The organism is Leisingera sp. MMG026, from assembly GCF_021654205.1.
GTDB lineage: Bacteria > Pseudomonadota > Alphaproteobacteria > Rhodobacterales > Rhodobacteraceae > Leisingera.
In genome coordinates, this window is record NZ_JAKFZM010000046.1 from 1 (window position 1) to 23906 (window position 23906).

29 protein-coding genes are annotated in these 23906 nt (G+C 62.0%); 12 read left to right on the forward strand and 17 right to left on the reverse strand.

What is annotated here, in order from left to right; translation table 11 throughout:
- Both L1069_RS19465 and pheS read right to left on the reverse strand, forming a co-directional pair.
- The coding region (locus tag L1069_RS19465; RefSeq protein ID WP_237456777.1) for a hypothetical protein at window positions 1-523 on the reverse strand (523 nt) is incomplete at its 3' end.
- Window positions 524-526: 3 nt separating this feature from the next.
- Entirely contained in the window at window positions 527-1600 is a 1074-nt protein-coding gene (gene pheS, locus L1069_RS19470; protein ID WP_237456778.1) for a phenylalanine--tRNA ligase subunit alpha, read from the reverse strand.
- Between the two features lie 170 nt (window positions 1601-1770).
- Between pheS and L1069_RS19475 the strand changes: the two genes are divergently transcribed.
- Window positions 1771-2406, forward strand: a complete 636-nt coding sequence (locus tag L1069_RS19475; protein ID WP_129369712.1) for a DUF1326 domain-containing protein — start codon at window positions 1771-1773, stop codon at window positions 2404-2406.
- Between the two features lie 9 nt (window positions 2407-2415).
- Here the strand turns inward: L1069_RS19475 and L1069_RS19480 are convergent, their stop codons facing one another.
- The 3 genes from L1069_RS19480 to L1069_RS19490 form a co-directional block, all read right to left on the reverse strand.
- Window positions 2416-2676: a 50S ribosomal protein L20 gene (locus L1069_RS19480; protein WP_129369711.1), complete on the reverse strand. Its 261-nt coding sequence runs from the start codon at window positions 2674-2676 to the stop codon at window positions 2416-2418.
- Between the two features lie 187 nt (window positions 2677-2863).
- A complete protein-coding gene (locus tag L1069_RS19485) occupies window positions 2864-4036 on the reverse strand; it encodes a sterol desaturase family protein (protein ID WP_237456779.1) in 1173 nt (390 codons plus the stop codon).
- A gap of 155 nt (window positions 4037-4191) precedes the next feature.
- Window positions 4192-4575, reverse strand: coding sequence for a hypothetical protein (locus tag L1069_RS19490; protein WP_129369709.1), 384 nt, complete (start codon window positions 4573-4575; stop codon window positions 4192-4194).
- Window positions 4576-5076: 501 nt separating this feature from the next.
- On the opposite strand from L1069_RS19490, the gene L1069_RS19495 reads away from it, so the two are divergent.
- From L1069_RS19495 to L1069_RS19510, 3 genes are all read left to right on the forward strand, one after another.
- Window positions 5077-5679, forward strand: coding sequence for a pyridoxamine 5'-phosphate oxidase family protein (locus tag L1069_RS19495; RefSeq protein ID WP_129369708.1), 603 nt, complete (start codon window positions 5077-5079; stop codon window positions 5677-5679).
- Window positions 5680-5893: 214 nt separating this feature from the next.
- Complete coding sequence (locus L1069_RS19505) at window positions 5894-6505, forward strand: transposase (RefSeq protein ID WP_343328074.1); 612 nt, start codon at window positions 5894-5896, stop codon at window positions 6503-6505.
- 183 nt (window positions 6506-6688) lie between these two features.
- Window positions 6689-7498 (forward strand): isocitrate lyase/phosphoenolpyruvate mutase family protein, encoded by an 810-nt coding sequence (locus L1069_RS19510; RefSeq protein ID WP_237456780.1) that lies wholly within the window; start codon window positions 6689-6691, stop codon window positions 7496-7498.
- A gap of 228 nt (window positions 7499-7726) precedes the next feature.
- Here the strand turns inward: L1069_RS19510 and rplT are convergent, their stop codons facing one another.
- The 4 genes from rplT to pyk form a co-directional block, all read right to left on the reverse strand.
- Entirely contained in the window at window positions 7727-8092 is a 366-nt protein-coding gene (gene rplT / locus L1069_RS19515; protein WP_024088794.1) for a 50S ribosomal protein L20, read from the reverse strand.
- 14 nt (window positions 8093-8106) lie between these two features.
- Window positions 8107-8307 (reverse strand): 50S ribosomal protein L35, encoded by a 201-nt coding sequence (gene rpmI / locus L1069_RS19520; protein WP_027263382.1) that lies wholly within the window; start codon window positions 8305-8307, stop codon window positions 8107-8109.
- Between the two features lie 118 nt (window positions 8308-8425).
- On the reverse strand, window positions 8426-8647 hold the full coding sequence (locus tag L1069_RS19525; RefSeq protein ID WP_237456781.1) for a hypothetical protein: 222 nt from the start codon (window positions 8645-8647) through the stop codon (window positions 8426-8428).
- Window positions 8648-8745: 98 nt separating this feature from the next.
- Entirely contained in the window at window positions 8746-10191 is a 1446-nt protein-coding gene (gene pyk / locus L1069_RS19530) for a pyruvate kinase (RefSeq protein WP_237456782.1), read from the reverse strand.
- Window positions 10192-10311: 120 nt separating this feature from the next.
- On the opposite strand from pyk, the gene L1069_RS19535 reads away from it, so the two are divergent.
- The 3 genes from L1069_RS19535 to L1069_RS19545 all read left to right on the forward strand — a co-directional run bounded on the left by L1069_RS19535 (window position 10312) and on the right by L1069_RS19545 (window position 11779).
- A complete protein-coding gene (locus L1069_RS19535) occupies window positions 10312-11049 on the forward strand; it encodes an N-formylglutamate amidohydrolase (RefSeq protein ID WP_237456783.1) in 738 nt (245 codons plus the stop codon).
- A gap of 93 nt (window positions 11050-11142) precedes the next feature.
- Entirely contained in the window at window positions 11143-11382 is a 240-nt protein-coding gene (locus L1069_RS19540) for a DUF6868 family protein (RefSeq protein ID WP_129369702.1), read from the forward strand.
- Window positions 11383-11464: 82 nt separating this feature from the next.
- Window positions 11465-11779, forward strand: a complete 315-nt coding sequence (locus L1069_RS19545) for a DUF1244 domain-containing protein (RefSeq protein WP_134830728.1) — start codon at window positions 11465-11467, stop codon at window positions 11777-11779.
- A gap of 947 nt (window positions 11780-12726) precedes the next feature.
- On the opposite strand, the gene L1069_RS19550 is transcribed toward L1069_RS19545, so the two are convergent.
- From L1069_RS19550 to L1069_RS19570, 5 genes are all read right to left on the reverse strand, one after another.
- Window positions 12727-12963: a hypothetical protein gene (locus L1069_RS19550; protein ID WP_237456784.1), complete on the reverse strand. Its 237-nt coding sequence runs from the start codon at window positions 12961-12963 to the stop codon at window positions 12727-12729.
- A 315-nt stretch (window positions 12964-13278) separates the two neighbouring features.
- Window positions 13279-14139, reverse strand: a complete 861-nt coding sequence (locus L1069_RS19555) for a D-amino-acid transaminase (RefSeq protein ID WP_129369698.1) — start codon at window positions 14137-14139, stop codon at window positions 13279-13281.
- 10 nt (window positions 14140-14149) lie between these two features.
- Window positions 14150-15115: an N-acetyl-D-Glu racemase DgcA gene (gene dgcA, locus L1069_RS19560; protein ID WP_134830730.1), complete on the reverse strand. Its 966-nt coding sequence runs from the start codon at window positions 15113-15115 to the stop codon at window positions 14150-14152.
- A gap of 150 nt (window positions 15116-15265) precedes the next feature.
- Window positions 15266-16267: an N-acetyltransferase DgcN gene (gene dgcN / locus L1069_RS19565; protein WP_134830731.1), complete on the reverse strand. Its 1002-nt coding sequence runs from the start codon at window positions 16265-16267 to the stop codon at window positions 15266-15268.
- Between the two features lie 114 nt (window positions 16268-16381).
- Window positions 16382-17653, reverse strand: a complete 1272-nt coding sequence (locus tag L1069_RS19570; protein ID WP_237456785.1) for an MFS transporter — start codon at window positions 17651-17653, stop codon at window positions 16382-16384.
- Window positions 17654-17873: 220 nt separating this feature from the next.
- On the opposite strand from L1069_RS19570, the gene L1069_RS19575 reads away from it, so the two are divergent.
- A complete protein-coding gene (locus tag L1069_RS19575; RefSeq protein WP_129369694.1) occupies window positions 17874-18833 on the forward strand; it encodes an L-malyl-CoA/beta-methylmalyl-CoA lyase in 960 nt (319 codons plus the stop codon).
- 66 nt (window positions 18834-18899) lie between these two features.
- The gene (locus L1069_RS19580) at window positions 18900-19502 is read left to right on the forward strand and encodes a hypothetical protein (protein WP_237456786.1); all 603 of its coding nucleotides are present in this window, start codon (window positions 18900-18902) and stop codon (window positions 19500-19502) included.
- A 283-nt stretch (window positions 19503-19785) separates the two neighbouring features.
- Here the strand turns inward: L1069_RS19580 and L1069_RS19585 are convergent, their stop codons facing one another.
- Window positions 19786-20238, reverse strand: a complete 453-nt coding sequence (locus L1069_RS19585; RefSeq protein ID WP_237456787.1) for an Lrp/AsnC family transcriptional regulator — start codon at window positions 20236-20238, stop codon at window positions 19786-19788.
- Window positions 20239-20311: 73 nt separating this feature from the next.
- Here L1069_RS19585 and L1069_RS19590 point away from each other — a divergent pair, with 73 nt between their 5' ends.
- Window positions 20312-20908, forward strand: a complete 597-nt coding sequence (locus L1069_RS19590; protein ID WP_129369691.1) for a LysE family translocator — start codon at window positions 20312-20314, stop codon at window positions 20906-20908.
- 2 nt (window positions 20909-20910) lie between these two features.
- On the opposite strand, the gene L1069_RS19595 is transcribed toward L1069_RS19590, so the two are convergent.
- Window positions 20911-21744 (reverse strand): AraC family transcriptional regulator, encoded by an 834-nt coding sequence (locus tag L1069_RS19595; protein ID WP_237456788.1) that lies wholly within the window; start codon window positions 21742-21744, stop codon window positions 20911-20913.
- Between the two features lie 126 nt (window positions 21745-21870).
- Between L1069_RS19595 and L1069_RS19600 the strand changes: the two genes are divergently transcribed.
- Window positions 21871-22833 (forward strand): acetyl-CoA carboxylase carboxyltransferase subunit alpha, encoded by a 963-nt coding sequence (locus L1069_RS19600; protein WP_237456789.1) that lies wholly within the window; start codon window positions 21871-21873, stop codon window positions 22831-22833.
- Here the strand turns inward: L1069_RS19600 and L1069_RS19605 are convergent.
- The gene (locus L1069_RS19605) at window positions 22830-23243 is read right to left on the reverse strand and encodes a helix-turn-helix domain-containing protein (RefSeq protein ID WP_237456790.1); all 414 of its coding nucleotides are present in this window, start codon (window positions 23241-23243) and stop codon (window positions 22830-22832) included. The two genes, L1069_RS19600 and L1069_RS19605, sit on opposite strands and share 4 nt — an antisense overlap.
- A gap of 41 nt (window positions 23244-23284) precedes the next feature.
- Here L1069_RS19605 and L1069_RS19610 point away from each other — a divergent pair, with 41 nt between their 5' ends.
- Window positions 23285-23773, forward strand: coding sequence for a hypothetical protein (locus tag L1069_RS19610; RefSeq protein ID WP_237456791.1), 489 nt, complete (start codon window positions 23285-23287; stop codon window positions 23771-23773).
- Window positions 23774-23906 lie beyond the last annotated feature (133 nt).

The following is a 23906-nucleotide window of genomic DNA, read 5'->3' on the forward strand; positions in this document are numbered from 1 at the left end:
GCAAGTCTCGCAACAATTCATCACTCAGCACACCAGGCAGGGTTTCTCTTTGTAGCAGGATTGCACGTTTCGAAGCCGCTGCGCTGTAACGAGAAAAGGTATCTAGATGACGGACACCGCGGAATGAGCTGTAAAGGGGGAGCACCAGTGTTGACCCCATCAACAGTACGAGAAGCCCATGAGGGGTCCACGGCCCCGCCTCGAACGAAACAGTTAAGAACGCAGCGAGAAAGAAGCCCAAAATTGTAAGAGCAACCGCGTTCTTTTGCTCAACCTTCTTTAGTGTTCCAAGCAAACGTTGGAAGCCATGCCGATGAAGTCCAAAACTACCAACAGCCTCATAGTCGAAGCGATCAATTTCCCGAGGCTCTAATTCGCTATATGCATTTAACCTTCTTGCAGTAACGAACAAAGCAAACTCTTTCCGCGACCAGCGAAAATGAGACACGAGCCAAAAGCAAAGCTGGGTGCCCCATACTGTGGCTTGTACAGGGCAGTAATAAGTTTTCAGGTGCTCCAGCACTCCCTACCTGCTCAAACCGCCATGCAGCGCCGGCATGTCCAGGCTCTGGAAGCCGTAATGGCGCAGCCAGCGCAGGTCGCTGTCGAAGAAGGCGCGCAGGTCGGGGATGCCGTATTTCAGCATCGCCAGACGGTCGATACCGATGCCGAAGGCAAAACCCTGATAAATCTCCGGGTCGATGCCGCCGGCCGCGATCACCTTAGGGTGAACCATGCCGGAGCCGAGAATCTCCATCCAGTCGTCGCCCTCGCCGATCTTCAGCTGACCGTTATCCCAGGAGCAGCGGATGTCGACCTCGGCCGACGGCTCGGTGAAGGGGAAGTGCGAGGCGCGGAAGCGCAGCTCGACGTCGTCCACCTCGAAGAAGGATTTGACAAATTCCTCCAGCACCCACTTGAGGTTCGCCATCGAGATGTCCTTGTCCAGCGCCAGGCCTTCGACCTGGTGGAACATCGGCGTGTGGGTCTGGTCGTAGTCTGCGCGGTAAACGCCGCCCGGGCAGATGATGCGCAAGGGCGCGCCCATCTTCTCCATCGAACGGATCTGCACGGGGCTGGTATGGGTGCGCAGCACATGCGGCGGGCGGTCGTCGCCCTCGGCACGATGCATGTAAAACGTGTCCATCTCCGCCCGCGCCGGGTGGTGGCCGGGGATGTTCAGCGCATCGAAGTTGTACCAGTCGGTGTCGATCCGCGGCCCTTCGGCAACCGAAAAGCCGAGTTCCGCAAAGATCGCGGTGATCTCTTCCTGCACTTGGCTGATCGGGTGCAGGCTGCCCACGCGGCGGGCGCGGGTCGGCAAGGTCACGTCCAGCCATTCGGTGCGCAGACGCTCATCCAGGGCGGCATCTTCCAGGCCCGCCTTCTTGGCCGCCAGGGCCGAGTTGATCTCATCCTTCAGCGCGTTCAGCGCCGGGCCTGCGACCTGGCGCTCTTCCGGGGTCATCTTGCCCAGCTCGCGCATCTTCAGCGCCACTTCGCCCTTTTTGCCCACGGCGGCAAGGCGGATCGCTTCCAGCGCGGATTCATCCGCGGCATCGGCAATCTGACCCAGATATTTGGCTTTAAGATCGTCCATCACGGCCCCTCGAATTCTGCTTGTGCCCTGCTACCACAAGGGCCGGCGAAAGCAAGAGGGCGGGGACGGAAGCCGGGCGGATATGGCCGGACAGCAAGCCCGCCCTGCAATCACGCCCTAATTATGATAGACTCCCCGCATCTCATTCAACAGAACCGGAGGAGACAGTCATGGCGCATGTGGATTGGTATATCGAGGGCCGCAGCTTCGGGAACTGCAACTGCAACTACGGCTGTCCCTGCCAGTTCGAGGATCTGCCCACCCATGGCAATTGCACGGGGTTTGAGGTGATCCATATCGACAAAGGCCACTTCGGCGACACCGACCTTGCCGGCACCCGCGCCGCCGTTCTTTACGCATGGCCAGGTCCGATCTTCGAGGGCAAGGGCGCATTGCAGCTGATTGTCGACGACCGTGCCAGCGACGCCCAGCGCGAGGCGCTTTCCACCGTGATGCTCGGCGGCGAAACGGATGAGGAAGCCACCCATTGGTGGGTGTTCCGCGCCATGTGCGACACTGTGCATGACACGCTGGTTCAGCGGATCGACTACGAGGCCGACATCGAAAACCGCACCGCAAAAGTGGACGTCGAGGGCCTGCTGCACGCCACCGGCCGCCCGATCCAGGCCCCGCACGGCGGCGGCGAGCACCGGGTCCGCATCGACATCCCCGGCGGGATTGAATTCACCCTGGCCGAAGTGGGCAGCGGCTCCAGCAAATCCACTGCCGCCATCCCGCTGGACCTGGAGGATACATACGGCCAATGGGCCATCATCCGCCACGGCCCGCACGGGGTTGCAGCCTGAATCCGGAGATCAGGCCTTCAAACAGGCAGTGAACTTCGCATGTTTCTGTTCCGTGAAAACGCCACCGGGACGCACTCCGGCAGCCTCTTCGGGTGTCATGAACTTGTACAGGTCGCCCTTAATACCAGCTTGTTTCCAGCAGGTTTCGATCTGCGCTTTGGTTATGCTGTCTGAAGCAGGTTGGGACGTTACAGTGGCAGAGCTTTGCACAGTGTTTTGACACCCCGCAGCCAGTACCGCGAACATCATGCATATTGCCTTGATTTTCATTAGTATCGTCCAATTTTATTAGTAGTTTCTTCACGCGCAAGCTATCGGGATCAGGTCGCTTGTCAACTTGGAAACCGGGCCGCTGCCAGCCTGGATCAGAAGCTGGATTTGACAAAGGAACGTTGCACGTGCCGACCTAAAATTGATCCGAACTCCAGATATCTATGATAACAAGAGACTGCGGGTCTCAACCCAGCCCATGCCGGTCCTCCTCGACCTTCTTCTTCCAGCGCTTCCGGTTGAACGGGTACAGGAACTGCCGCCAGTAGCCGCTCGGCACCGTGTCCCCTGCCACGCCGTATTTTGATGGCCAGGCTTCCTCTGGCAAGTAATGGGTGCCGAACAGCCAGTCATAGAGTGGAAAATGCGAGGCATAGTTGATGTCGATCGCCGCCCGCTCGCTGCCGTGATGCCAGTGGTGATAGCGCGGCGTGACCAGGAACCGCTCCAGAAATCCCAGCTTCCAGCCGATATTGGCGTGGATGAAGCTGGAATAGAAATAGATGATCAGCAGATAGGCCTGGATCGCTTCCGGTTTGAAGCCCAGCGTGAACATCGGCACCGCCGTCAGCCCGCGCAGCACCGCGATTTCGATGAAATGCATCCGCGCACCCGCCAGCCAGTCCATTTTCTTGGCCGAATGGTGAATGGCATGGAAGTGCCATAGCGCCGGAAATGTATGGAATGCCCGGTGCACCCAGTACTGCACAAAGTCCGTTGCCGCCATCACGATCAGCACCTGCACCGCAAACGGCAGATTGGTGATATGGGCGCGGATGCCCTCCAGATCGGCGTTTGCATTGACATAGTTCGCCGGCGCCAGTGTCAGGAAAGTCAGCACCTGCACCAGCATTGAGCTGACCAGATAATAGAACATGTCCTCGCGCCATTCGGTGCGGAAAACCGTCTGCTCGCGCCGCGCTGCAAAGAAACGTTCCAGCGGCACAAACAGAAAGCCGACCAGCAGAACGTTGACGATGAAGTAATCAAGCCCGAAGTACAGGCTCTGCGGAGTGCCGCCTGCGTGCTGCGGCTGCGCCGTCGCCATCAAAGAAGCCACAACTGACAAGCCCAGAGCCGCCCAGCCCAGCGCCTTCTGGCGGCTCAGGATCAGGCTCAGCAGCGACAGCGCGTAACCCGCCAGCAGCACAAAGCGCAGAAAGGCGGTGACATAGCCGCTGGAATGGATAAAGCCGAGCTGCGGATACGAGAACGTCTCGGGGTACCAGCGCAGCAGCACCAGCAGCAGCCCGGTGAGCGCCGCCAGCAGCGCCATGGTTCCCGACAGCCAGCCGCTGCCCAAAGGCCGCGCCTCGCGCGGGGTTTCCAACTGCGCAATCACATCGCGGATGAACTTCATGGCTGCCTCACTCACCTCAATTCCGGCGCAACCTGCCATAATGCCGCCCGCAGTGCGATTATGGAAATCAATACGGAAAACCGCTGCCCTTCTAAGCAGCGGTTTCCCAATTTCCAAGCCAGCGCGGCATCACCCGGATGCCGCCGCCTTGAGCGTCAGTAGCTCAGCTTGACCGCGGTGCCGCTGGCAGCCCGGCAGCCCCAGCTGAGCGGGCAGACGCCGACGTTGCCGACCTCTGCATTAATGACCGCATCCGCCCCGAGCTTTGCTGCCTCAATACGCAGTTTTTTCTCTGCGTCCGCAACAGTCGGCGCCGGGTGAAAGGCAGTCGGCTTGCCCACGGACGTCTTCACCGGACCCAGCACCTGGAAGTTGCCGCCATTGATGCTTGCGCCGCGCTCAAGGGTGATCTGGTCAACCGGGGTGGCTGCGGCCTGCGCTGCCGTCTGCGACTGCTTTTCCAGCTGCGAAGGGTAGCTGAATTCGTCACCGCATGCAGCCAGGGCCAGCAAGGGCAACAAAAGGACGATCTTTTTCACGATGTAACTCCTCGGATTTCGTGCTCGACGGCCTTGGTCCGGATCCCAACCTGGAAAAAGCAGTATGCGGATGACTTGCACCAGTGCACACACAGGAAAGGCCGCTCGCGCCCGTATCCCGCAAAAGCTGTATAGATGCAACTGGCGGTTTCTGCCCTAAACCTTCCGCCGCACGGCAAACCGTCATCGCGCCGGGGACGGTTTCCGCCGGATCGATACACAACAATTGCAGCTGCACCCGTCCTACTATTCGGGTTTCATGCAGCTTGGCTGCAGGCACGATCAGACCAGAGATCACGGACACCGCCCAGCTAGTGCCGCCTGCACCAACCATCCTCATAGCGGCGCGGAAACGACACCCCCCATGCGGCAGCAACTGCACCGCATCAGGCGGGGGCCAGCTCCGCCGCCGAATATCTTCTTTTTTGCTCAATTGAGCAAAAAAACTGGCCCAAATACGCAAAAGGGCAAGATATCCTGCAGCCAAAAGGAGGCCAGAGCATGCAGAAAATCACCGGCATCGAAACACTTGAACACATTTACGGCACCCCGGTACCGCGGTCGCTGAGCAAAGTCGCCACCCGTCTTACACCGCTGTACCAGCGCTGGATCGAGGCCTCCTGGTTCCTGGTGCTGTCCACCATCGGCCCTGAGGGCACCGACGCCAGCCCGCGCGGCGATGATGGCCCGGTGGTGCATATCGCGGACGCCTGCACCCTGTGGCTGCCGGACTGGCGCGGCAACAACCGGCTCGACTCGCTGCGCAACATCGTACGCGACAGCCGTGTCAGCCTGATGTTCATGGTTCCGGGCGAAAACAATGTGGTTCGGGTGAACGGAACCGCATACCTGACCGCCGACGAAACCGCCCGCACCACCTTTGAACGCAAGGGACGGCGCCCGGCCACGGTGGCCGTCATCACCATAGACGAGCTGTATTTTCAATGCGCCAAGGCGGTTATGCGGTCCCGCCTGTGGGACCAGGACCGTGAACGCCCGGAACTACCCACCGCGGGCCAGTTCCTGAAGGAGCAGGAGGCCGGGTTCGAAGCCGAAACCTATGACGCTGGTTATGAGGAATATGCGAAAGGCCGGCTGTGGTGAGGGGCCGCTCCGAAACCAAGGACAAAGCCGCTTTGCTGCAACGGCGTTTGTGGCTAGTGTAAAAAACCATCCTGGGAGGTGACGCTTTTTGCCCGGGCGAATTCATCAGAGCCGCCGTTCATTCGCAGCGCAGCGGATTCAACCAACGAGCCCAATATCGACCGGTTGCTGATCCATGCCGGCCAAGGCAAGGGGGGGCAAAGATCGCAAGGTCATGCTGTCAACGGGATTGCAGGATCTGCTGCCCGGCTATTGGCGGGACGCGCGACCGGAGGTCTGCGGCCTGCTGTTCCGTGCCTCGGCCGAACCGGTCATGACCCTCGCCGCAGCCCCCAAGCGCCCCGGCGCCCACGCCGGCATGACCAGCGGGCTCCACACTTGGGGATCAGCGCTGACGCATTATTCCCGCATCCGCATGATCAGCCCCGGTAGAGGCCTGCCGCCGGGCAGCACCCGGCAGGTGGCCTGCAAACCGGGTTTCCGACTGCATCTGCGCGTCCTGTCCAGACTGTTCAGGCGCCTTTTCCTCGAAGGGCTGATGGAGTTGCACCGCACTGGTCAGCTGGCCTTCTTCGGCGATTACATGGTGCTGGCAGACGCAAAGGTATTCGCCACTTGGCTCCGAAAGACCAAATGGGCCGCTCACGCCAAACCGCCCTTCGCGCACCCTGTCCGTGCTGCGGCGGCCCGATGCGCATCATCGCTACCTTCCGGCGCGGTCAAAACCGATGCCGCGCGCACCACTGAGGGAGCAGGCCGCACCCACCAGACCATTGCGCCTGCGCAAGCCCCGCCTCCAGCCATTTGCGCGCTTCCCATAGACTGATCCCAGGCCCGCGCTGCTTTCACCTTGGGAAGGTTTTCCAACGCAGGCCAAGGTCGCACCGAACCCCGCCCCAATTCCACGGCCTGCATCGAAAACCATCGGGGCAGCTGATAATGCTGCATGCCAAAGCGAAGATCCGCTATAGTGATCAGCACTTCTGCTGATCGGAGAGAGGAGCATGTTTTGCGACGCTACGAGTTGACGGAACGATTTCGCGCCCTTCACGTCCCGGGCAAGCCGGTGGTGATGCCAAACCCTTGGGATATCGGATCAGCAAAGGTAATGGCGCATCTGGGTGCGCAGGCGCTGGCGACGACCTCTTCAGGGTATGGCTTCACGCTGGGTTTGGCTGATGGCGGCCAGATCACGCGTGAAATTGCCCTGCAGCACGCTGCCAGTATCTGCGCATCGGTCGACGTGCCGGTAAACGGCGATTTCGAAAACGGATACGGAGACGATCCCGAAACTGTCGCAGAGACTGTAAGACTGGCAGCAGAAGCCGGGCTGTCGGGGGTTTCGGTGGAGGACACAGCTGTTCCGGGGACAAGTTCCTATCCGTTTGATCTGGCGCTGGCCCGGATAGAGGCGGCGGCCGCTGCAGCCAAGGCGGCGGGGATCGTGCTGACTGCCCGCGCTGATGGCTGGCTTATGAATAACTACGAACAAGCAGAGGCGCTGCGCCGTTGCAAGGCATTCGCCCAAGCAGGTGCAGATGTGATATACGCCCCGCTGGTCGATGCCGGAACCACCCGCGCGCTTGCCGCGACAGGCACAGCTGTCAATCTGCTGGCTGCGGGTGCGATGCGTGATCTCACAACAGATGAAATCGGCGCACTGGGCGCTGCCCGGATTTCCATCGGCGGGGGACTGGCCCGTGTCACCCAGCAGGTGATCCTGGATGGCACCCGTGCAATGCTGGAACGGGGCGACTTCACGATCCTGAAAGGGGCCGCAAGCACGGCAGAAGTTGAGGCGATGCTGGCAACAAAGTGAGCCGCAAACCTGCCCAGCCAGCCTTTGCGCTCAGGATCCTTTCCAGCACAACCGGACAGGCGTTGGCTGGCGGTCATCCGGGCGCTTTAACCCTTGATCCGGTAACCGCCTCCGCGCAAGACAGTCAATTGCGGCCGCTGGACGCAGTGCGGAACAGTGAACCTCAATCACGAAAAAAGGCCGTTCCAACCGGAGCGGCCTTTCCTGAATTCGGAACTCTCCGGCGCCTTAGGCTGCCAGCGCGTCCTGTGCCTGGCGCACGATGGCACCAAAGGCTTCGGGCTCGTGCACGGCCAGGTCGGCCAGAACCTTACGGTCCACTTCGATGCCGGCCAGGGTCAGGCCGTTGATGAAGCGGGAATAGGTCAGCGCTTCGTCGTGCGAACGGACAGCAGCATTGATCCGCTGGATCCACAGCGCGCGGAAGTTGCGCTTGCGGTTCTTGCGGTCGCGGGTTGCATACTGGTTCGCCTTGTCGACGGCCTGACGGGCGACTTTGAAGGTATTCTTGCGGCGGCCGTAATAACCTTTGGCTGCCTTGATGACCTTCTTGTGACGGGCGTGAGTGACGGTACCACCTTTAACGCGGGACATATCTCAATCTCCTCTTAGCGGTCGTAGGGCATGAAGCCCTTGACGATCTTAGCGTCGGGTGCCGACAGGGTTGTGGTGCCGCGGGCATCGCGGATGAACTTGCGGGTCCGTTTGATCATGCCGTGGCGCTTGCCGGCCTGACCTGCCATGACCTTGCCGGTCGCAGTCACCTTAAAGCGCTTTTTGGCGCTCGACTTTGTCTTCATCTTGGGCATTTCCGTCTCCTTCAATGCGGGTTCGCTAGACGCGCGACTCGGCATGCCTAAGAAAGGCCGGCCACGCGGAACAGAGCTGCCCAATACGCAATGCCTGCCCGATGGGCAAGCCGATTCTCTACAGAAGGCGCCCCAGAACCCGGAAAAACGCATCCGGGATCTCGTCAATGCGGTAGCCGCCGGGTTTCATCATCACCGCATAGGCGATCAGACCGATGGCAATCAGAATGGTCGCCACGGATGTCCGCGGCGGCCGCCGTTCGCTGAAGGCCAACAGAATCGACGGCACCGAAAACCCGGCAATCACCAAACCCGCTATCAGCGGCAAATCGGTCCCCATAAACCACGTCCCCCATCACGGCCTGACACAAGGAAATGGTAGGCGAGGGGCCGGTGTTTTCAAATTTCGCTGCAGGCCTGCAGACAAGCAGCTCCCCGTTATTCCGGATCGGTGCTGTAAATCAATCGCTCATCACAGGGGGCAATGCGCAGGATATTGGTGGTGCCCGGCACGTTGAAAGGCACGCCGGCGGTGACCACGATCTGATCGGTATCCCCGGCATAGCCGCCGGAGCGCGCCGCCCGCGCCGCACTCACCACCGCACCCTTGAAACGGTCCAGTTCCGGCGTCATCACGCATTTGCAGCCCCAGCTGAGGCACAGCCGCCGGGCGGTGGCGCTGACCGGTGTCATGGCGATGATCGGCACACCGGGGCGCTCGCGGGCGGTCAGCAGTGCTGTGGTGCCCGACTGGGTAAAGCAGCAGATCGCCTTGATCTCGGTCTTTTCGGCAATCTCGCGCGCTGCCGCCACAATGCCATCGGCCACAGTGGTGCCCTTGGCCGAACGCGAGGCGGCGATGATCTGGGTATAGGTGGGGTCTGCCTCGACCTCGACCGCGACCTTGTCCATGGTCTGCACCGCCTCGATCGGATACTGGCCTGCCGCGCTCTCGGCGCTCAGCATGATCGCGTCGGTGCCCTCGTAGATCGCCGTGGCGACATCCGAGACTTCGGCCCGGGTCGGCATCGGGCTTTCGATCATGCTTTCCAGCATCTGGGTCGCCACGATCACCGGCTTGGCTGCCGCGCGGCATTTGCGCACCAGCCGTTTCTGGATCGGCGGCACCGCCGCCACCGGCAGCTCGACGCCCAGATCGCCCCGCGCCACCATGATCCCGTCCGAGGCATCCAGGATAGCCTCGAAATCCTCCACCGCCTGCGGCTTTTCGATCTTCGACAGCACCGCAGCGCGGCCATCGGCCAGCCCGCGGGCCTCGAACACGTCCTTGGCCCGCTGCACAAACGACAGCGCCAGCCAATCCACACCCAGGGCGCAGACAAGTTCCAGATCCGCGCGGTCCTTCTCCGACAGCGCCGCCAGCGGCAGCACAACGTCGGGCACGTTCACCCCCTTGCGGTTCGATATGGTGCCGCCGATTTCCACTGTGCAATTGGCAAAATCCGCTCCACAGTCATCAACTGCCAGACGGATCTTGCCGTCATTGACCAAGAGATGCGCACCAGGTTCCAGCGCCTGAAAAATCTCCGGATGCGGCAGGCACACGCGGGTTGCGTCGCCCTCGGCCTCATCCAGATCAAGACGGAAGCTGGCGCCCTCCACCAGATCCTCGGCGCCATTGGCAAAGACACCCACCCGCAGTTTCGGCCCTTGCAGATCGGCCAGGATCGCAATCGGGCTGTCCAGATCCTGCTCCACCTGGCGGATGATCCTGTGCTTTTCGGCAATCTCCGGATGGCTGCCGTGCGACATGTTCAGCCGGAACACATCGGCGCCGGCCTCGTGCAGGGCGCGGATCGTTTCATAGGTCTCCGAAGCCGGCCCCAGGGTGGCGACAATCTTCACATTGCGCGAACGTTTCATAGGGGTCTTCTCCTTCGGACCTGACTTATGTTACCGCAAACAGCGTTCAGGGTGCTTATCCCCCAATTCCCATTCTGCCGCAACTCCCGTAAACAGCTTGCGGCAAAACATATCAGGCTCATGACATACACACCCTATTTTGTTCACGGCGCAGACCGTCCCGCCCGCTGGCTGATCACCTGCGACCACGCAACCAACCATGTGCCGGATTTTGCCGGCGGCGGCGATCTGGGCTTGCCGCGTGCGGATATGGAACGCCACATCGCCTATGACGTCGGCGCCTATGAGGTGGCTAAACTGCTGGGCGGGATGCTGGACGCGCCGGTGGTGGCCTCGAACTTCTCGCGGCTGGTGATCGACCCCAACCGCGGCGAGGACGACCCGACCCTTCTGATGAAGCTTTACGACGGCACCATAATTCCAGCCAACCGCCACGCGGGCACGGCAGAACTGAAGGAGCGGCTGGAAGGCTGCTACCGCCCTTATCACCGCGCCCTGGCCCGGCTGGCCGAACGCCCCGGCACCGTGATCGTCTCGGTCCACAGCTTCACCCGCCAGCTGCGCGGGCGCGGACCGCGCCCCTGGGAGATCGGCATCCTGTTTCCCGAAGGCGAGCGGTTTTCGCCCTTTGTGATCGAGGAATTAAAGGCCGAGGACGGCCTGTGTGTCGGCATCAACGAGCCCTACACCGGCCACCTGCCCGGCGACGCGATTGAGACCCACGCCACGCATGCAGGCCGCCCCAATACGCTGATCGAGCTCAGAAACGACCTGATTGCCGAACACGATGGACAGTGCAAATGGGCGGAACGCCTGGCAAGTGTTCTGCCTAAAGCCCTCGAAAACTCAGGTCTCTGATCTGCGGCACGCTACCGCATGATCTTGCAGCGGTGCCCGGCGCCCCCCACATCAGGGCTGGAAACGCGGCACAGCAACGGGAAAGGAGCCATCATGGCCCAGGAAACCCTCTCCGCCTTCTTCGGCTGGCTGACCATCTTGCACATCGGCCTGTTCACCCTGTCTGCCATCCTCTTGATGCTGCTGCAGGACTGGGTGGCGCGCCTGCACGCCCGGATGTTCGGACTGGCGCCGGCCGATGTCAGCCTCACCGTTTACCGCTGGCTTGGCACCTACAAGATTGTGATCCTGGCCACCGCGCTGGGGCCGTGGCTGGCGCTGCAGCTGGCCTGATCCCGGCCGCCCGCGCCCATTGCCCGCCCCGGTCCCGGCTGCTAGGCCTGAGGCGACGCAAGACAACTCCGGAGCCACCGCCATGGACAAGCAAACCGAAATCGAAATCCAGGCCGCCGCCTTCCGCCGCCTGCAAAAGCACCTGATGGAAGACCGCACCGATGTACAGAACATCGATCTGATGAACATGGCCGGCTTTTGCCGCAACTGCCTGGCGCGCTGGTATCAGGAAGCCGCCAATGAGCGCGGCATCGACATGGACAAAAACGCTGCGCGCGAGGCCTATTACGGCATGACCATGGCCGAGTGGAAAGCCAGCCACCAGACCGAGGCCAGCGCCGAAAAGCAGGCGGAATTCGAGGTCGCGTTCAAGGAAAACGTGACAGACCGGCAATAGGCTGGCCAGCAGGCATTTTCAGGCGACCGCGGGCGGGGGTGCGGTTTCTGCGGCCAAAGAAAGGCTGTGAATATCACTGCCCCGCCCAGAACCGTTACCACGCCCGTACTTCCCGCCAGGATCAAATTCGCCAGTGTGAACCCCGCTGCGCCCGCGCAAAACCCGGCCCAAGGCCGGGCTTCCGGACGGGCTTGGGCCCGGCGCGGCCTGCCTGCGGGTCATGCCGGGATGGTTCACCGGTTCGATGTTGATCGCCTCTGCCCCCAGCGCTGCCAGCTGACAGGCCGCGAACGGCCCCGCCTAGACATGGGCGAGATCGAGAACCTGCACTCCTTCAAACGGCCGCATGGAAGACCCTCCCTGTTTCCTGAAGGCCAGGCGCCGCAGCAAGCCCTTTCCCGGCCCGTGCCCGCCATTCCGGCTGTCGTTTTTCTGCAAAATCCGCCAGGCCAAGAGGAACGGCGCAGGGGCGCTGCCCCTCTTGGCCTGGCGGCCAATTCACCCTGGGGTATTGCAGACCAGAAAGAAGCACGGTTTGGAAATTTGGCCCGCCCGCAAGGCGGGAAAAGTCTTGCGTGGCTTACACCATGGGTAAATACACTCGGCACAGAGCATTATTGGAAGACTGAGAATGAAGACTTTGATACCAGCGTTGGCCCTTGCAGGCGCTCTTTTGTCCCCTGCGGCCCTGCTCGCCAGCACGCTGGAGCCGGCAGGTATCGTTCAGCAAGGAATTGTAATGCATGGCGGAGGCTGCCGGAAAAGCTCTCCTCCGGGCCAGTGCTGCCATATGGAAACGGCAACCGGCACAGTCCATTGCCATTGAAAACCAAAGAGGCCGCCGGTCAGCGGCGGCCTTGTCATTTCTGTTGCGGGGCCGTGCCGGGACTAGTCATTTGAGTGATCCGGCACCGCAGGGCGCTGCAGGCAGGACAGGGCGGTGATGCTTAGCCGCGGAACCGGCCAAGCAACCGCGCGGCAAGCGAACTTGTGACTGAAGGCTCAAACGCCCGCGCTTTGCCCGTGAACCAGCCGCGCTTGGCAGCCGACTGCGCAATCTCCGGGTCAATGGCCTCTTCTGCGGTCAGCACCCTGCGCACGGCTGCCAGAATCTCGGCCTCGCTGCCCTCGGCTGACGGGCATTCCACAACGGCTGCGAACTCCGGCTGAAAGGTCTGATCCATTGGGCAACTCCCTAACGTGAAACTCTGGCATCCCCCCGCTTATGCGGGCAGCGCTTTCTATGTCCCCACCCTATCCTAATTCGTCCGGAACTGGCCCATTTTGTGTAAAATTAGTTAAAATCCCGCCGCAATCAGTCCCGGGCAAGGACATTCACCCGGGGCGCGTGCGATTGTTAATCCCCGGGCATCAATGGCAGCCAATCCTCACCCCGCTAAATCCATATGAAGGCGTCGTCATCCGCAAAAAATGCAGAAAGGCCGCCCCATTGGGACGGCCCTCATCAATCCGGGCATCTGCAATCCAGGCTGCGTGTCTCAGACTGCTTTCTTGCGGCTTTCTTCCAAATAGATCTCGCGCAGGCGCTTGGCGATCGGTCCGGGAGTGCCGTCACCCAGCGCCGCACCGTCGATCTCTACCACCGGCATCACAAAGGCGCTGGCAGAGGTGGTAAAGGCTTCATCCGCCTCTTTCGCCTCATCAATGGTGAACAGGCGCTCCTCGATCTCCATCTGCGCTTCTTGCGCTAGGCGCAACACCGCAGCGCGGGTGATGCCGTGCAGGATGTCATTGGACAGCGGCCGGGTCACGATCTTGCCGTTCTTCACATAATAGGCGTTGTTCGACGTGCCCTCGGTCACATAGCCGTCCTCAATCAGCCAGGCATCGTCGCAGCCCGCCTTCTTGGCCATCATCTTGCCCATCGACGGATACAGCAGCTGCACGGTCTTGATGTCGCGGCGGCCCCAGCGGATGTCCTCGATCGAAATGATCTTGGCGCCTTTCTGCGCGGCCGGGCTGTCGGCCAGGCCCGGCTTGTTCTGGGTGAACAGCACCAGCGACGGCGGGGTATCGGCGGAGGGGAACACAAAGTCACGGTCGCCGTCGGAGCCGCGGGAGACCTGCAGGTACACCAGGCCTTCCTCAATGCCGTTCAGTTCCACCAGCTTGCGGTGGATTTCCAGCAGCTCGTCCTTGGTACAGGGCGAGGCCATGTCCAGCTCTTTCAGCGAGCGGTCCAGGCGCACGGCGTGGCCGTCAAAATCGATCAGCTTGCCATCCAGAACCGAGGTCACCTCATAAACCGCATCGGCAAACAGAAAGCCGCGGTCAAAAATCGAAACCTTGGCTTCCCCCTCAGGCAGGTATTCGCCATTCACAAAAACGGTACGGGTCATGGTATTCTCCTTAGCCCCAGAGTGCAGCCACAGGCGGGTGCACGCCTTCGGCATCAAATGTCAAAGGTTCCTCTCGGTCTTCGGCCAGCAAGAGCGGCCCGTCAAGATCCGTAACCGCCGCACCCTGCGCCACAAGCGTCGCCGGCGCCATCGCCAATGAGGATCCGACCATGCAGCCGACCATCACCTGATACCCTTCGGCCAGCGCCTGATCACGCAGCTTCAGCGCCTCGGTCAACCCGCCGGTTTTGTCCAGCTTGATGTTGACCACATCGTATTTGCCCTTGAGCTTCGGCAGGCTTTCGCGGTCATGGCAGCTCTCATCGGCGCAAACAGGCACCGGGCGCTCCATGCCAATGAGGGCCGCGTCCTCACCCGCAGGCAGCGGCTGCTCCACCAGCTCCACGCCCAGCCGCACCAGATGCGGCGCCAGTTCGGCGTAAACCTCTGCCGACCAGCCCTCGTTGGCGTCGATGATGATCTTGGCATCCGGCGCTCCGGCGCGCACCGCTTCCAGACGCGGCATGTCGTCGGGGGTGCCCAGCTTGATCTTCAACAGCGGGCGGAAAGCATTTTCGGCGGCCTGCTTTTGCATCTTCTCCGGCGTGTCAAGCGACAGCGTGTAAGCAGTGATCTCCGGCCCAGGGGCTTCCAGCCCGGCCAGTTCCCAGACACGTTTGCCGGCCTGCTTCGCCTCCAGATCCCACAACGCGCAATCCACCGCGTTGCGGGCAGCACCAGCGGGCAGCAGCGATTGCAGCTCTGCGCGGGTGAAATCAGCAGGCAGCCCCTCTATCTCACCCGTCACGCTGTCCAGCGTCTCGTTGTAACGGGCATAAGGCACACATTCGCCCCAGCCGGTGACGCCGTCCCTCTCCACCCGCACGGTCAGCACTTTGGCTTCGGTGCGCGAACCGCGCGAGATGGTGAAAACCTGCGCCAGCTTAAAGACGTCCGGTGTAACAGTGATGTTCATGAAACTGCCCCTTCCTGCGGCGCCCCGCGCGTGGCGGCGAACCTTAGCCTGAGGCCTGGAAAACCCGGCTCCGGCGTATTCATCTTTTCAAAAATACTCCCGCCGGAGGCACCTGCCCTGTCGGCAAGCACCTCCGGCGGGGCTGTTAGATCAGACCGCGGCCAGCGCGTCCACCAGTCGGCCTGCACCGTGGCGGTACGGGTCGACGGCGGGCAGGCCCATCCGCTCTTCAACTTCGGCCAGATACTTGACCGCTTCATCCTCGGACAGGTGCTGGGTGTTCACCGAGATACCGACAACCTTGCAGGCCGGGTTGGCGCGCTGTGCCAGCGGCAGGGCCACGGCTTTCAGCTCTTCCAGGCTCGGCACGTCATAATCCGGCAGGCCGCGCATATGGGTGCGGGTCGGCTCGTGGCACAGGATCAGCGCATCCGGCTGGCCGCCATGCACCAGCGCCATGGTGACGCCTGAGTAGGAGACGTGGAACAGCGAGCCCTGGCCTTCGATCAGGTCCCAGTGGTCGTCGTCATTGTCCGGGGTCAGGTATTCGATCGAGCCCGCCATGAAGTCGGCAATGACCGCGTCCAGCGGCACACCGTGACCGGTGATCAGGATGCCGGTCTGGCCGGTGGCGCGGAAGGTCGACTTCATGCCGCGTTCCTGCATGTCCGCGTCCATTGCCAGGGCGGTGTACATCTTGCCGACCGAACAATCGGTGCCGACTGCCAGGCAGCGCTTGCCTTTGCGCTTGACACCATTGGCAATCGGATAACCGACAGTGGGAACACGCACGTCGTGCAGGGTGCCGCCATGGGTCTGGGCGGCAGCCACCAGGTCGCCCTCGTCGCGCAGCAGGTTGTGCAGGCCCGAGGCGATGTCATAGCCCATTTCCAGCGCCGCGATCAGCACTTCTTTCCATGCGGGCGAGATCACGCCGCCGCGGTTGGCCACGCCGATAACCAGCGTCTTGGCACCGGCTGCCTTGGCTTCTGCCAGGGACATCTCAGTCAGGCCCAGATCGGCGCCGCAGCCCGGCAGGCGGATCTGGCCGACAGCGTGATCCGGACGCCAGTCGCGGATACCGATGGCAACCTTGGCGGCCAGCATGTCAGGCGCGTCGCCCAGGAACAGCAGATAAGGGGTCTCGATCATCGCGCTCATCCTTCGAGTTAAATTGGTCGCGCTAAAATCGGGCTAATTTCGCGCAAAGTCCTCTCGAAATCACGCGGGAACGCCCTACTTGCACGATTTTCTTCGCTAAATCTACTAAATATCAGAAGATTCTTCGCAGGCACTGCTACTTACAGACGTTTCCTCCTCTTCCGCCCATGATTCCGCCTGCAGCACCCCCGGCTGCGCCACGCCGATCACACCCATGGCCTGGAATTCGCCGGTGTCCTCGGGCGCCCCGGAGGTCGCGCGCCGCGCAATGGCGATCAGCGCCACGGTCACGCCAACCGCGATCAGCAGGTATTGCAGCCCCCGCCCGTCCGCGACACTGATCATGTTCGGCCCGATCAGAATGCCGAAAAACTGCCCCAGCTGCAGCAGGAACGCCATGGTGCCGCTGGCCGGCACCACCTGCCCCGGCTGCAGCTGGTCGTTGGCGTGGGCCGCCAGGATCGAATAGATCGGCAGCGTGGTTGCAGCGATGACCGAAAACCCGACCACTATGCGCGACGGCGCCGTGTCCACCGCCATCCACAGCGCAACCAGTGCCGAGATCCCCGACAGCGCAATCACCACATAACGCCGGTCAGTGCGGTCCGACAGCCAGCCGACCGGGTATTGCACCAGCGCCGAGGCGATCAGCGCAATAACCAGCGCGCCCGAGGCCTGCGCCTCGCTGAAACCGTTTTGCAGTGCATAAAGCGGCAGGCTGATGTACCAGGCCACCACTCCCGCCCCCATGATGACGATGCCCAGAACCGTCATCGGCGACACTTTATACAGCCGCGTCACCGGGATCCGGTCCGGCGCCGAGTAATCCGGCGCCCGGATGTTGGACAGCAAAAGCGGCACAATAGCCACCGACAACAGGATCGAAGTGACACCGAACAACAGGTTGCCGCTGGGATCCGGCAGGCCGACCATCGCGGTGCCCAGCGCCGGCCCCGCCGTCTGGATGATGAAATAGACCGACAGCACCTGCGCCCGGATCCGGTTTTCCGACTTGGCGTTGAGCCAGCTTTCGGTGATCACGTAAAGGCCCGGAAAACAAAAGCCCGCCAGCAGCCGCATCGCCGCCCAGCTGACCGGGTCCGAGGTCAGCAGATGGGCAATCGCCGCCACCGAAACCATCGACGCAAGCGCCGAGAACACCCGGATATGGCCGACCTTCTCGATCAGCCTCGGGGTCAGCATTGTTCCCGCCAGCGCCCCCAGCGGATAACAGGCCTGCATGACGGAAATCTCAAGGTCCGTGAACCCCAGCGTCGAGCCGCGGATCGTCAGCAGCGTGACCAGCAGCCCGTTACCGACCATAAGCAGCAGCATGCCCAGAAACAGGGCCCAGTTGTCGATCAATGCGCGTTTCATGAAACTCCTTTTCCGCCCGGATCTGCGCCCGTGTCTTTTCTTGCGCAATGCAGCATGCCGGCGGCAGTTTCGCGCGGGTTTGCGACGCAAAAGGCGCAAACGGGATTGCCGCAACGCGGCGTTTCGTGCCGCAAGTGCAAAATCCGCTTGCAAGAAGGCGCGCAACTTAATAACCAGAACAGCGAAAATTCTGCAATTTCCTTACCCAGGGGGTTTCCGCATGTCCTTCCGCATCCAGCCCGCCGCTCCGGCGCGTCCCAACCGCTGCCAGCTGTTCGGCCCCGGCTCCAAAGTCAAACTGTTCGAGAAGATGGCCGCTTCGGCGGCGGATGTGATCAACCTCGATCTTGAGGATTCGGTGGCCCCCTCCGACAAGGATCAGGCCCGCGCCAATGTGATCGAGGCGATCAATGGCGTCGACTGGGGCAGCAAGTATCTGTCGGTGCGGATCAACGGGCTCGACACCCCCTATTGGTACCGCGACGTGGTGGACATTCTGGAACAGGCCGGTGACAGGCTGGATCAGATCATGATCCCCAAGGTCGGCTGCGCCGAGGATGTATACGCGGTGGACGCGCTGGTCACCGCGGTTGAGCGCGCCAAAGGCCGGGCCAAACCGGTGTCCTTTGAAGTGATCATCGAGTCGGCGGCAGGCATTGCCCATGCCGAGGATATCGCCAAATCCTCGCCCCGGCTGCAGGCGATGTCGCTGGGTGCTGCGGATTTTGCTGCCTCGATGGGGATGCAGACCACCGGCATCGGCGGGACGCAGGAAAACTACTACATGATCCGCGAAGGCGAAAAGCATTGGTCCGACCCCTGGCACTGGGCGCAGGCTGCAATTGTCGCCGCTTGCCGAACCCATGGCATCCTGCCGGTTGACGGGCCGTTCGGCGATTTCTCGGACGAGGATGGCTATATCGCCCAGGCGAAACGGTCCGCGACCCTGGGCATGGTCGGCAAATGGGCGATCCATCCCAGTCAGATCGCACTGGCCAATCAGGTCTTCACCCCCTCGGATGAGGCTGTGGCGGAAGCCCGCGAGATCCTGGCAGCGATGGAAGAGGCCAAGGCGTCGGGTGCCGGCGCTACTGTATATAAGGGCCGCCTTGTCGATATCGCCTCGATCAAGCAGGCTGAAGTGATTGTGGCCCAGGCCGAACTGATTGCGAACAGCTGACGCCGGTTCGCATAGACAATGTGCAAAGGCGTCCCGATGGGGCGCCTTTTCCGTATGGAGAGTTTGATGACAAAATTGACTTTGCTGCATACGGCAGAGGTGCATGCAAGGACGTTCCGGGCGTTGGCACCCGAAACGGATCTGAACCAGCAAGTGCGCAGCGATTGGCTGGCACGGGCGCGGGATGGCATTGGCGCGGATCTGAAGGCAGAGATTGCTGCGGCAATCAGCGCGGCTGACGGCCCGGTGCTGTGCACCTGCACCACCCTTGGCCCGGTAGCAGAGGAGGCAGGCGCCATCCGCGTCGACTGGCCGATGATGCAGGAAGCGGCGCGGATCGGCGGGCCGGTGCTGATGGCCTATTGCCTGGACAGCACCGCGACCCCATCAGAGGCGCTGCTGCGGCGGGCCTTTGGCGGGTGTGATCCGCAACTGGTCCCGATGTTTCTTGGGCAGCACTGGCCGTTGTTTGAAACGGGCGCCAGCGCGGATTTTTCTGCTGCCTTAGCAGAAAGCATCGCAATGGCGCTTAAGGATGGCACCTTTGGCTGCGTTGTGCTGGCGCAGGCCTCGATGGCCGGGGCGGCAGCAGTGCTGCGGGCGCAGACCCAGGTGCCGGTGCTGGCCTCACCGGAGATTGCCATGCGGGTTTTGCTGGCACACCGCTGAACCTGTTGACCCCAGCCACGAGTTTTGCCCGGCAAGGCCCTCTGCCCCGCCAGTTGCTCATCTGTTCTGGATCATGTTCCCAGTGCCGTTACCCAGTGCCGTATCAGCGTGGCGGTTAAGGATTGGCGGCGCCGCCAATAAGGCGGAGGCGGGCGGGCGTATCCGCCCGCATGCTAAACGTTGTCTCTGCGGCAGACGTTTCGCAGTGAGTATTTAGGAGAAAGATGAAGAAGCTCTTTGTTCACCTTTTTACAAATACTCAAAATCCAAAGCCGGCAAGGGATCACGCCCGCAAGTCTTTGGGCGACCCCATTACCACATAGGTGGTGATTGCTGTGACATAAGGAGACGTGCCCAGGATATCAGTATGGAATTTCTTGTAGCTGGGCAGATCGGCGCATTCGACGCGCAGGAGGTATTCAATGGTGCCGGTGATGTTGTGGCATTCAACCACCTCGGGCGCGGCCTGCATGGCAAGTTCAAAAGCTTCCTGCGCGTCCTTGGTGTGCTCACCCAGGCCGACGCCGATATAGGTGGCAAAGCCTATCCCCAGCTTTTGCCGGTCCAGCACGGCACGGTAACCGGTTATGACGCCGGCGCGCTCCAGCTCCTGCACCCGGCGCAGGCAGGCCGAGGGCGAAAGGCCCGCACGCTCGGCCAGTTCCAGATTGCTGATCCGGCCGTCCCGGGTGAGTTCCCGCAATATTCGTTGGTTTATCTTATCATTCTTCGCCATTGATTGTGAAATTACGCAGCAAACGCTGCAAAACGCAATTTCATTTGGCAATCACTGCGCAATCTTCTTGCCCATGACCTATGAACTCCTCTTTGCGCTGGCCGGTTTTGTTTTTGGCACGGTCTTCACGCCCGGCCCGAACAACCTGATGCTGATGGCCTCAGGGGCCAATTTCGGCTTTCACCGGACGATTCCGCATTTGCTGGGAGTGGCGGTCGGCTTTCCGCTGATGATCCTGCCGGTCGGGCTGGGGGTGATGCATCTGTTTGATGCCTTCCCGGTGCTGACCCCGGTGATGACGGTGCTGTCTGTGGCCTATATGCTGTGGCTGGCCTGGAAGATCGCCAATGCCGCGCCGCCGCGGGAGGGGGCAGCCGAGGGCAGGCCTTTGAGTTTTGTGCAGGCCTGCGCCTTTCAATGGGTCAACCCCAAGGCCTGGGCGATGGCGCTGGGGGCAATCACGCTTTATGCGGCCAGCCGCGACCTGAGTGCCATTCTGTGGGTCTCCGGCACCTACCTGCTGATCGGCTGTTTTTCGGCATCGACCTGGACCATGCTGGGCCAGCAGCTGCGGCGGCTGCTGACCCGGCCCGCGCAGCTGCGGGCGTTCAACTGGACCATGGCCGCGCTGCTGCTGGCGTCATTGGCAGCGATCCTGCTGCAGGCGTAGGGCTACTTCAACGGCAGGCAGATTTCGGTCAGCAGATCCTCGGGCGCGGTGTCGCGCGGATTGTTGAGGTAGATCTCATAGCAGGGCTGATCGGCCGGCTCCTCGCCGGACTGCGGCAGCCAATTGCCGAACAGGCTGTGATAGGCGGCATGGAGGCCCGAATACGGCCCCCTATACGTCAGCACCGCGGTTTTACCGCCGGGGAGGCTGACCTCCTCCATCCCATCAGGCAGCGTGCCGCCGGTAAATTCTGCCCCGGCAAAGCTGCGCAGATCCGCTTCGGGCACCGCGTCCGGGCTGTCGAAATAGACCCCGGTGATCGCGCCCAGCTGCGGCCACAATCCGCGGCTTTCGCAGATCGCGCCGAAGGCCTCGAAGCTTTTGCCGATTTCCATGTAGGCGCCCTTGTGCGGCAGGCCGGCCAGGCGGCGGGCGGGGTCGGTGCGGGTGATCACGTCATACATCAGGTAGCTTCCTGTTCTGAGGATTGGGTTCGGCAGCCGGAATTGACCCGACCGGCGGAAGGCCGCCGGGCTGCTGCCGTAAGCATCAGAGAACGCGCGGGAGAAGCTGTTCTGATTGGGGTAGCCGGCGCGGGCCGCAACCTGCGCAATGGGCATGTCCCCCTGCACCAGCCAGCCCGCGGCGCGGTGCAGCCGGATGCGGCGCACAGCCTGGGCGCAGGTTTCACCCGTCAGGGCGCGGAATACCCGGTGCCAGTGAAACCGCGACATCGCCGCCACATCGGCCAGCCTGTCCAGCGACAGATCGCCATCGGTGTTGCCGTGGATATAGGCCAGAACCCGCAGGATCCGGTCTTCGTAACTGGCGGCCATTCGCGGTGCCTCCCTTGCGCTCTTTAGCTCTTCCCTCATGCCATGGCAGCAGATCACAAATCTTGCTGAGTTGCATCTTGGCGCTGCTAAGGCCATATAACGGCAAACCCGCTGAGCAGAGGCGACATGACCCAGTATCTGGAATTCGAAAAACCGCTGGCCGAAATCGAAGGCAAGGCGGAGGAGCTGCGGGCGCTGGCGCGCGCGAATGAGGAAATGGACGTGGCGGATGAGGCCGCGGCGCTGGACGCCAAGGCGGCTCAGCTGCTGAAAGACCTCTACAAGGAGCTGACGCCCTGGCGCAAATGCCAGGTGGCACGGCACCCCGACCGCCCCCATTGCCAGGATTACATCAAGGCGCTGTTCACCGAATACACGCCGCTGGCCGGCGACCGGAATTTTGCCGACGATCTGGCCGTGATGGGCGGTCTTGCCCGGTTCAACGATCAGCCGGTGGTGGTGATCGGCCATGAGAAGGGCAGCGACACCAAATCGCGGATTGAGCGCAACTTCGGCATGGCCCGCCCTGAGGGCTACCGCAAGGCTATCCGGCTGATGGAGATGGCCGGCCGCTTCAAGCTGCCGGTGATCACTTTGGTCGACACCGCCGGCGCCTATCCCGGCAAAGGCGCCGAGGAGCGCGGCCAGTCGGAAGCAATTGCGCGTTCGACCGAGATGTGCCTGAAGATCGGCGTGCCGCTGATCTCAGTCATTATCGGTGAGGGCGGCTCCGGCGGTGCGGTGGCTTTTGCCTCGGCCAACCGTGTGGCGATGCTGGAACATTCGGTTTACTCGGTGATCAGCCCTGAAGGCTGCGCCTCGATCCTGTGGAAGGATGCCGAGAAGATGCGCGAAGCGGCGGAAGCGCTGCGCCTGACAGCACAGGACCTGCAGAAGCTGGGCGTCAATGACCGGATCATCCCGGAACCGCTGGGCGGCGCGCATCGTGATACCAAGGCGGCAATGGCCTCGGTCAGCGGCGCGATCCAGGATATGCTGGACGAGCTGAAGGGCAAGACCGCAGACGAACTGATCAAAGACCGGCGCCAGAAGTTCCTGGACATCGGCTCCAAAGGGCTGGCGGCCTAAGGCAGCTTACCCGCGCGGATCCGGGTGATAACGCCGTCCCGGTCTGCCTGCACTTTGTCACTGAAGCCGGTCATCGCGTGGCCGGCTTTGTTGTATCTGGCGCTCCACACGGCGATATCTGCCAGTACCGGCGCCAGATCCCGGCCCTTTGGCGTGAGTGTGTAAATGTAGCTGCGGCCGTTCTGCGGATCCTTGCTTTTGCTCAGGATCCCCGCCTCTTCAAGCTGCTTCATCCGCTGCGCCAGGATGTTGGTTGAGATCCCCTCCCCGCCGTTCAGCAGCTCGCCATAGGTGCGCGCACCCTTCACGGCCATGTCGCGGATCACCAGAAGGCTCCAGCGGTCGCCAAAGATATCAAGGGCATAGGCCACCGGGCAGCCGGACCCGTATTTGCTGTGCTTATCAGTCATGAACTCTTGGTAGTTTTTATACTTGCAAAACGCAAGCCATCATGCGAACCCTTATTCACTTGCAAAATGCAAGCAGCTTTGTGACTGGCTATTTCCCGGGCGAGCCGCGCAGCTTTGGCGTCGCCCACAACACGCGGGTGTTTGACGCCGAGGCCACCGCCACGGCCAGCCGCGATATGGGTGCGGCGCATTACAACAGCGGGGCTGCGGCTCCAGGGGCGTTTGTGTACACCGAACTGCAACTGTCGGTGCCGTTTGAAGAAGCCCCCTGGCAAGCGCGCAACGCGGCGTTGAAAATGCTGCCGGGATTGCAGAACAAGGTTTGGCTGAGCGGGCTGCAGACCCGGACACTGGGTGGGTTCGACGCCTTTGACACGCTGGACAACGCTTTGGATTTTGCGCTGAACCTGTTCCCGGAAACTGCGGCGGAACTGGGCTGCGCCTTTTACACGCGGGTCTTTGATGCCTCGGTCACCGAGGCGGCCAGCCGGGCAATGAACTCACCCTACTACACCGGCGGCGGGGCCTGATCAGGCGCACCCGATCTTAAGGGCGCAGGTGGCGGAACCCCTCCCGCGCCCGCGCACCGCCGGCTGACGCCGCCGCCGCTGGCGGCCTTGGGCCCGGCCCGGTGCCAGGGCTCCGGGCCGGGCCCAACTGCAA